General features: G+C 69.6%; 9 protein-coding genes and 3 pseudogenes. 6 read left to right on the top strand and 6 right to left on the bottom strand.

Translation table 11 applies throughout. The features are described 5' to 3' along the window. Nucleotides 1–330: pseudogene (locus GJ629_RS12955) on the bottom strand (ubiquinone biosynthesis protein UbiA); the annotation flags it as partial. A 116-nt stretch (nucleotides 331–446) separates the two neighbouring features. On the opposite strand from GJ629_RS12955, the gene GJ629_RS12950 reads away from it, so the two are divergent. Continuing rightward, entirely contained in the window at nucleotides 447–767 is a 321-nt protein-coding gene (locus tag GJ629_RS12950) for a hypothetical protein (RefSeq protein WP_157513426.1), read from the top strand. Nucleotides 768–775: 8 nt separating this feature from the next. Here the strand turns inward: GJ629_RS12950 and GJ629_RS17220 are convergent, their stop codons facing one another. The 4 genes and pseudogenes from GJ629_RS17220 to GJ629_RS12935 form a co-directional block, all read right to left on the bottom strand. Then, complete coding sequence (locus tag GJ629_RS17220) at nucleotides 776–1,027, bottom strand: hypothetical protein (RefSeq protein WP_231754621.1); 252 nt, start codon at nucleotides 1,025–1,027, stop codon at nucleotides 776–778. 59 nt (nucleotides 1,028–1,086) lie between these two features. Next, nucleotides 1,087–1,521: pseudogene (locus tag GJ629_RS18075) on the bottom strand (NTP transferase domain-containing protein); the annotation flags it as partial. Then, nucleotides 1,406–1,720, bottom strand: coding sequence for a HEAT repeat domain-containing protein (locus GJ629_RS12940; protein ID WP_255475236.1), 315 nt, complete (start codon nucleotides 1,718–1,720; stop codon nucleotides 1,406–1,408). The pseudogene GJ629_RS18075 and the gene GJ629_RS12940, both read right to left, overlap by 116 nt. Before the next feature lie 4 nt (nucleotides 1,721–1,724). Next, nucleotides 1,725–2,429, bottom strand: coding sequence for a DNA-directed RNA polymerase subunit epsilon (locus GJ629_RS12935; protein WP_157513423.1), 705 nt, complete (start codon nucleotides 2,427–2,429; stop codon nucleotides 1,725–1,727). A gap of 102 nt (nucleotides 2,430–2,531) precedes the next feature. On the opposite strand from GJ629_RS12935, the gene GJ629_RS12930 reads away from it, so the two are divergent. Next, nucleotides 2,532–2,888, top strand: a complete 357-nt coding sequence (locus GJ629_RS12930; RefSeq protein ID WP_157513422.1) for a helix-turn-helix domain-containing protein — start codon at nucleotides 2,532–2,534, stop codon at nucleotides 2,886–2,888. A gap of 2 nt (nucleotides 2,889–2,890) precedes the next feature. Next, the gene (locus GJ629_RS12925) at nucleotides 2,891–3,220 is read left to right on the top strand and encodes a type II toxin-antitoxin system PemK/MazF family toxin (RefSeq protein WP_157513421.1); all 330 of its coding nucleotides are present in this window, start codon (nucleotides 2,891–2,893) and stop codon (nucleotides 3,218–3,220) included. On the opposite strand, the gene GJ629_RS12920 is transcribed toward GJ629_RS12925, so the two are convergent. After that, complete coding sequence (locus GJ629_RS12920) at nucleotides 3,204–4,307, bottom strand: aminopeptidase (protein WP_157513420.1); 1,104 nt, start codon at nucleotides 4,305–4,307, stop codon at nucleotides 3,204–3,206. The genes GJ629_RS12925 and GJ629_RS12920 overlap by 17 nt on opposite strands. 82 nt (nucleotides 4,308–4,389) lie before the next feature. Between GJ629_RS12920 and tmcA the strand changes: the two are divergent. The 3 genes and pseudogenes from tmcA (at nucleotide 4,390) to GJ629_RS16355 (ending at nucleotide 7,306) form a co-directional block, all read left to right on the top strand. After that, a pseudogene (gene tmcA / locus GJ629_RS12915) lies at nucleotides 4,390–6,617 on the top strand (tRNA(Met) cytidine acetyltransferase TmcA). Then, a complete protein-coding gene (locus tag GJ629_RS12910) occupies nucleotides 6,614–7,108 on the top strand; it encodes a DUF456 domain-containing protein (protein WP_157513419.1) in 495 nt (164 codons plus the stop codon). The pseudogene tmcA and the gene GJ629_RS12910 overlap by 4 nt, the downstream one beginning before the upstream one ends. Nucleotides 7,109–7,144: 36 nt before the next feature. Then, the gene (locus GJ629_RS16355; protein WP_197428598.1) at nucleotides 7,145–7,306 is read left to right on the top strand and encodes a hypothetical protein; all 162 of its coding nucleotides are present in this window, start codon (nucleotides 7,145–7,147) and stop codon (nucleotides 7,304–7,306) included. Nucleotides 7,307–7,334: the final 28 nt, after the last annotated feature.

The raw sequence follows: 7,334 nt of genomic DNA, 5'->3' as shown, positions 1-7,334 counted from the left end.
GCCGACGAGGACGCCGATGGCGATCGTGCAGGCGGCGAAGACGGCCGTCGACAGGGCCATAGCGATGCGGCATCCGGCGGCCGTCAGCGGGTGGTCGTCGTCCTCCTCGCGCCCGAAGAAGTCGACGTAGCCGTCCTTGACGTGGGCGGTGTACAGCGCGGAGAACGCGGCGCTGGCGTGGAGCAACGCGAGACCGACCGAGAACTGTCCGGCGAGGGTCGCCCCGAACAGCGAGGCGGCGACCGGCGGGAGCATAAAGACAGGATGGATCTGGGAGGCGAGTGCGCGCAGCGCCGCAGTGACCCCGTCCCCGTGGCGCGCTATCGGCATACTGAGTCTCACGGACGGAATCCACTAAAGTATGTGCCGGCGAACCCCGTTCCCATCGGCTGGTAAGGCGGTGTATTTTATATATCACATCGTGTCCAACGGTACCATATGCGCCCATGACTCCACTCCTCGAAACGTTCGTCGTCGCGACGAACTCCATCACACTGATCTGCGGTGGCCTCGTCACCCTGCTCGCCGGGCGGGCGTACCGCCGGACGGGCGCGACCGCGCTGGGAGCGCTCGCTGCCGGACTCGGGTTCATCACCGTCGGTGCGCTGGTCGCCGGCGTACTCCACCAGTTGTTCGGCGTCGGCTTCGCCGCGGGCGTCAGCATCCAGAGCCTGTTCACCGCCGCCGGGTTCGCCATCATGGCCTACTCGCTGTACGCCAACTGGCAACCGCCGACCGGGGCCCACGGCGGCACCGAACTACAGTAGATCCGCCGTCAGTCCCGGTCGATCTCAACCCTGTCGTGAGCCGTGTTCACGTCCATCAGACTCCGCTCCCCGTAGTTCTCCCGTATCTCCGCCGCCGAAACCGTCTCGACAGCCATCCCTTCGAACACCGACCGCAACCGCCGGTCGCCGGCCGCTCGACGCTCCCGGACGGCCGCCCGCAGCGGCGCGGTTCGGAACACCGCCGGTACGGGCCGGCGATAGCCCTCGTCGACGATAGCGACGGCGTCGCTCGACTCCACTCGCGTCGGTCGAAGCACTCGCGGTATAGCGCCGCGGGCACGCGGGGCATATCAGCCGTCGTGAGCGCGAGTGTGTCCCCTTCGACGCCGCCGAGGGCGTCCGAGAGCCCAGCGAGCGGCCCCTGGTCAGGGGTCTCGTCTGGCCGATACCGGACGCCGTCCAGCGCGTCACGGAACGACGATAGCTGACTCTCCCGACAACTGACGACGATGTCGTCGACGACCGGGCGGAGCGCTCGGACGGCGTGAGCGATCATCGGCCGACCGTCGATTTCGGCCAGCGTCTTGTCGGTCTCGCCGTAGCGCGTGCTGAACCCACCAGCCAACACGACGGCGGAGCGGTCGATCACAGTCGGTGGAAGGGCCGCCAGCGACAGGTCACTTTCGCCTAGAGGCCGGTGGCTGGTCGAAGCGGGCCGAGCGCGGTGCCGGCCCCTGTCCGCTGTCCTCGGCCCCGTCCTCCAGTGCGGACTGGGCCGCGCGTGCGACGACATCGGAATCGTCGGCGGCAAGGTGGCGCAGTTCCGGGCGGGCGCGGTCGGTGTCGACCCGCCCGAGGACGATGGCAGCCCATTCCCGGACGCGGTCGCTGTCGTCCTCGACCAGCGAGACAGCGTGCTCGAAGACGTCGGGGTCGCCGCGCTTGTACAGCGTGATGAGCGCGTTGCGCCGCACGGCGTGGTGGTCGGACAGAAACTCAGTCCTCGGAGGTCCGACGGGACAACGGCGAGAGGTGCGGGTCGCTGTTGGGCCTGCGGCCGAGGACAGCGCCCGTCAGGTCACGTTCCTCCAGTTGGTCTTTCAACACCCTGTCGAGGCGGTTGACGTTCGTAATCGTCAGCCCTTGGCTCTCTAAGAGCGTCCGGTAGGCCTCCTCGTCGGTGATAGAGGTAAAGAGGTCGTACAGCCGTTCCATATCGTCGGGCGAGAGGTCCGCGAGTCGGTCGGGGTCGTGCAGACCGAGTTGGCGCTGGCGCTCCCGGTCGACGACGTACTGGACGACGACGAGCGCGACGGTGGGGATAGCGCGTTGGCTCCCGAACTCGGTGAGGTCGAGTTCGCGCATGATGCCCATCACGCAGTCTCGCTCCCACGGCGTCAGGTCGAGATGGGAGGCGATTGCGTGGCTGATCCGGAGTTTGTCCAGCCGGTGCATCCGCTCGCTGTGGCCCTCCATCGCGGGGTGTTGTTCGTCGTGGAGGCGGCGGAGGCGGTCCGGGAGGTCAGATCCGGGGTCCTCGGCCCGGCCGATGAGCGTCGCGCCGGGCGTGTCGACGTCCCAGCGGCGGACGCGCTCGTCCTTGATGGCCTCCGTCCGCGGGAGCGAGCCGTCGCCCGGACCGGCCGAGACCCACCGCTGGTCGTCGGTTCGCTCGTCGCCGAGCGGGTCCCCCTGTTCCATACGCTCTCCTCCGGGCTCGCGGTAGTTGAATGTCCCGGGCCTCGTCGATCTCCGGAGCAACGCTTATGACGAACACAGACAAACGCTGACATAGACTGACGAATGCCGATTCACCTCGACTCGGACAACGACACGAGTCCGGCCGTGACGCCGGGGACGAACGAGCACGAGCTGTTCGACGCGCTCGCAGCACACCCCGACCTCGGCTTCACGCCCAAGGAACTGTCCGAACTGACGGCCGTGCCCCACAACAGTATCTACAAGACGCTCTCGCGACTCCGGGAGAAAGGCCTCGTTCGGAACGTGGACGGGTACTGGGCCGTGGCCGACGACGTGGCCGGGTCACGAGCGGCCAACGTCGTGAGCCTCGCCAGCATCAAGGACCAGTACGGTGACGACGCGTACGGGGACGACGACGAGTGGGCCCAATCGGCGACCGACCTCGGAGAGAACGCCTGAGAATGGCGTACGCTCAGGGGAGTGTCGTCATCGCACCGGCCACGTTCAGAGAGGGGCTGCGGCCGTACCTCGTCGTCTCAAACGCCGAACGACCGTTTTACGGGGACCGCTACACCGTCGCAGTGATCACCTCTACCGAGCGGCCGACCGCGGTCCGAGTGACCGCCGACACGCTCACCGAAGGGACGCTCAAGACCGATCCGAGCTACGTCAGCCCGTGGTCGCTCCACGTCTTCCCCGACGAGGAGATAACGAAACGCGTCGCACAGCTAGACGACGATACGATGAAACAAGTCGCCGACGTGATTCACGACCTCACGCGGGTCCAGTGAACCCGTCTTCCCAGCGGAACCGGCCGTCGCGCTGGACTACCTCGCCGTCGACGACCAGCCGCGACCCCTCGCCCATATTCCTGATGAGGTCGACGTGGACGGCGCTGTCGTTGCCGGCCTCGCCCTCGGGCAGGCAGGCGTCGTACGCCCGGCCGAGCGCGAGGTGGACGGTGCCGGCCATCTTCTCGTCGAACAGTATCGAGTCCGTCGGCCGGTCGATGCCGCGGTTCATCCCGACGCCGAGTTCACCCAGACGCTTCGCGCCGGCGTCCGTCGACAGCACGTCGCCGACGACGCCCTCGTTTTGGGCGGCCGCGTAGTCGACGACCTCCCCCTCGGAAAACTCCAGTCTCACGTCCCGGACGCGCTTGCCCCGAATCGTCATCGGCACGTCGAAGGTGACGACGCCCTCGGTGTCGGCGGGCGCGGTGAACACCTCGCCGCTCGGAAGATTGTGGGAGTCGTAGGCCACCGAAGCCGCGCTGTTGACCGCCGAGCGCCCAGCGATGGACATCGTGAGGTCGGTGCCCTCGCCCTCAATGTGGACCTCGCTCCCGGCGTCGAGGATATCCTTCAGTTGAGCCATCTCCCCGGCCAGTTCCTCCCAGTCCCGGAGGACAGCCCCGTAGACGAGGTCCTGATAGGCCGGGTAGCTCATCCCGGCCTGCTGGGCCAGTGCGCGCGTCGGATGGACCGTCGACACCCAGTCGGTGGCGAGGCGCGCCTCGCGGATGGCCTCCCGGGACCGGCTGTGCGCGCTCTGTCTGTCGCCGGGTACGTCGGCCGTCGCTGCGGTGTTGCGCTGGCCGCCGAGTATGAGGACGCTATCGGCGTTCTCGTACAGCGCGAGTTCGTACTCGGGGTCGTCGGTGAACTCGCCGTCGTGGGCCGAGAGGTAGGCGCGCTGTATCTCCTCCGAGCGGTAGGTGCTGAGGAGGTTCGCCCCGCGCTCGCCCAACTTCTCGGCAGTAGCGACCGCCAAGTCGTGGGCCCCCTCGCCGACGACGACGACCACGTCGTCCCCGCGTTCGATGCGCGCGCTCCACTCGACCAGCGTCTCGGCGTGCTCGCGTACCCGTTCGTCCATACCATCATCCTCCGGCCCCCGAGGGCAAAACACCAGCGGGAGAACCGCCACATCCTTGCTGACCGCCGTCGTGTCCTCGGGTATGAACGTCGCGCGTCGGCTCCACGCGGACGCCGAACGGTCCGACCAGCGCCGCCTGCTCGTCCTGACCGGCGGGGCAACGGCGACCCGCGAGCGCGCCGCCGAGGCCATCGAATCGGCGGCCCTCGACCGCTCGAACGCCGTCGCCGTCGGCACCGACGCCCTCCCCGTCGAGTCCGTCCCCGAGCGGCAGGCCCACAAGCTCCTCGGCCGCACGCTCTCGGCCGTCGTCTACGACGCCCACGACTCCCTCCGACCGAACGCGCTGGGCCAAGCCGTCGGTGCCGTCGACGGCGGCGGCCTCGTCGTCCTGCTGGCGCCGCCGCTTGACCGCTGGCCGGACGAGCGTGACGCCTTCGACGAGACGCTGGCCGTCCCGCCGTTCGATGTCGAGGACGTGGCGGGGAACTTCCGGCGACGGCTCGTCCGACTGCTGGAGGCCCACCGCGGTATCGCCGTCGTCGACGCCGACAGCGGCGACGTGGGGACCTCCGGAATCGTCGACCGACCGGCCGGGCCGCCGCGGGAGCGCTCGCCGCCGCCGGCCGACACGGAGTTTCCGACGGCCGCCTACGAGGCCTGCCTGACCGACGACCAGATGGACGCCCTCTCGGCGCTCGAAGCGCTGGCGTCCCCCGGCGGAACGGTGGTCGTCGACGCCGACAGGGGCCGAGGGAAATCCAGCGCCGCCGGCCTCGCGGCGGGGAGTCTCGCCGCCGCGGGCGAGGATGTCCTCGTCACCGCACCGCAGTACGGCCGCGCCGCCGAGGTGTTCGAACGGGCGCGGGAACTGCTGTCGACGCTCGGCGCTCTCGACGGCGTCGACGACGAGGCGACGCCCCAGCGCCTCGAATCGAGCGGGTACGTCCGGTACGCGCCGCCCGTCGAGGCCGCCGAGATGCCGGGTGACCCCGATGCCGTCGTCGTGGACGAGGCGGCGGCGCTGCCGGTCAGGCTACTCCTCGCCTTCCTCGACGCGCCGGCGGTGGCATTCACGACGACCATCCACGGCTACGAGGGTGCCGGCCGGGGGTTCTCGGTGCGCTTTGCGGACCGTCTCGCCGAGAGCGACCGCGACGTGGAACAGTTGACGATGACCGAACCGATCCGCTACGCGGCCGGCGACCCGGTCGAGGTGTGGGCGACGCGGGCGCTGTTGCTCGACGCCCGCCCGGCGGTCGAGCAGGTCGTCGAGGACGCGACTCCCGAGACGGCGACGTACCGCCGCCTCGATGCCGCGGACTTGCTGGCCGACGAGCACCTGCTCAGGGAGACGTTCGGCTTGCTGGTGCTCGCACACTACCGGACGGAACCGAACGACCTCGCGCGGTTGCTGGACGCCCCGAACGTCGCCGTCCGGGCGCTCGTCCACGACGGTCACGTCGTCTCGGTGGCGCTGTTGGCGCGGGAGGGCGGCCTCGACGCCGACCTGCGTGCCCGGATGTACGAGGGCGAGCGGGTCCGGGGGAACATGCTCCCGGACGTGCTGACGACACAGCTACGGGACGAGGCGGCAGGCGTCCCGGTCGGCTGGCGGGTCCTCCGCATCGCCACCCACCCCGCGGTCCGCTCGCGCGGCCTCGGGTCGGCGCTTCTGTCGGCCGTCGAGGACGAGGCGGCCGGGACGTACGACTGGCTCGGCGTCGGCTACGGGGCGACGCCGCCGTTAGTCGCGTTCTGGGCGGCGAACGGCTACCGGCCGGTCCACGTCTCGACGACGCGGAACGACCGCAGCGGCGAGCACTCGGTGCTGATGTTGCGGCCGCTCTCGAGGCGGGCGATGACCTACTCTCCCGTCACGTCGAGTGGTTCCGCGAGCGACTGCCGAGCAGTCTCGCCGGCGCACTGTCGGACCTCGACCCAGACGTGGTTCGGGCGACGCTGTCCGGGCTACTGGCCGGGTCGGTTCCGGACCTCTCGGGGCCGGCGTGGCGACTCCTCGCCGGGACGCCCCACGGGGCCGGCCTGTTCGACACGGCCCCGGAGCCGTTCGCCCGCCTCTCGCTGTACGCACTCACAGACGACGACGGCCCGGCACTGGAACCGCGAACCGAGCGACTGCTCGTCCTGCGGTGTCTCCAGCGCCGCCCGTGGGAATCGGTCGCAGACGATTTGGGGTACCCCTCCGAACGGACGTGTATGCAGGCCCTCGGTACGGCAATCGAGACGCTGGTCGAGCGGTACGGCACACAGACCGCCCGGGAGGAACTGGAGCGCTTCGAGCGATGACCGTCGACGCTATCGTCGGGTCGTTTCCCCTGCTCGTCGCGTTCGCCCTCCTCGTCGCCGGCGTCGTCGGGAGCATCCTGCCGGCGGTGCCCGGCGCGCCGCTGTCTGTCGCGGGCGTCCTCGTCTTCTGGTGGGTGACAGACGACCTCGGACCCTTCCTGTTGGTCGCGCTCGTCGCCGTCGGCGTGCTGGCGCTCGCGGTGGACTGGTTCGGCGGTGCGGCCGCCGCCAAGGCCAGCGGTACGTCGACGCTCGTCAGCGCCGTCGCCGGCGTCGTCGGACTGGTCGGGATGGTACTCGGCGGACCGCTGGGCCTGATCGTCGGCATCGCCGGGACGGTGTTCGTCGCCACCTACGCCGAGGAAGGGGAGACCGGGAAGAGCCTCCGGCGGGCCCTCTACACCACCGCCGGCGTCCTCGCGTCGGCCGTGGTGCAGGGGCTGTTGACAGCCTCGATTCTACTGACGGTGCTTTTCGTCTACCTTCTCTGACGAAACGCCTGTCACCGTGGCCCGCCTACGGCCGGTATGACCGACTGCGCCGAGGACGGCTGTGAGCGCCCGGTGGCCGTCGAACTCCACGTCCCGTGGGCCGACAATCGACTCGTCTGTGCGGCCCACGCCCGCGTCGCCGCGCGAGCGGACGGCGTCGTCGCCGACCCGATAGACGACGAGACGTTCCGTTGCTAGTGTTTCTTGTCGGTCGTTCTCGACCGCC

This window comes from Halapricum sp. CBA1109 (genome assembly GCF_009741825.1).
Classification (GTDB): domain Archaea; phylum Halobacteriota; class Halobacteria; order Halobacteriales; family Haloarculaceae; genus Halapricum.
The sequence above is the reverse complement of the archived record's forward strand: the minus strand, read 5'-3'. Positions and strand labels throughout refer to the sequence as shown.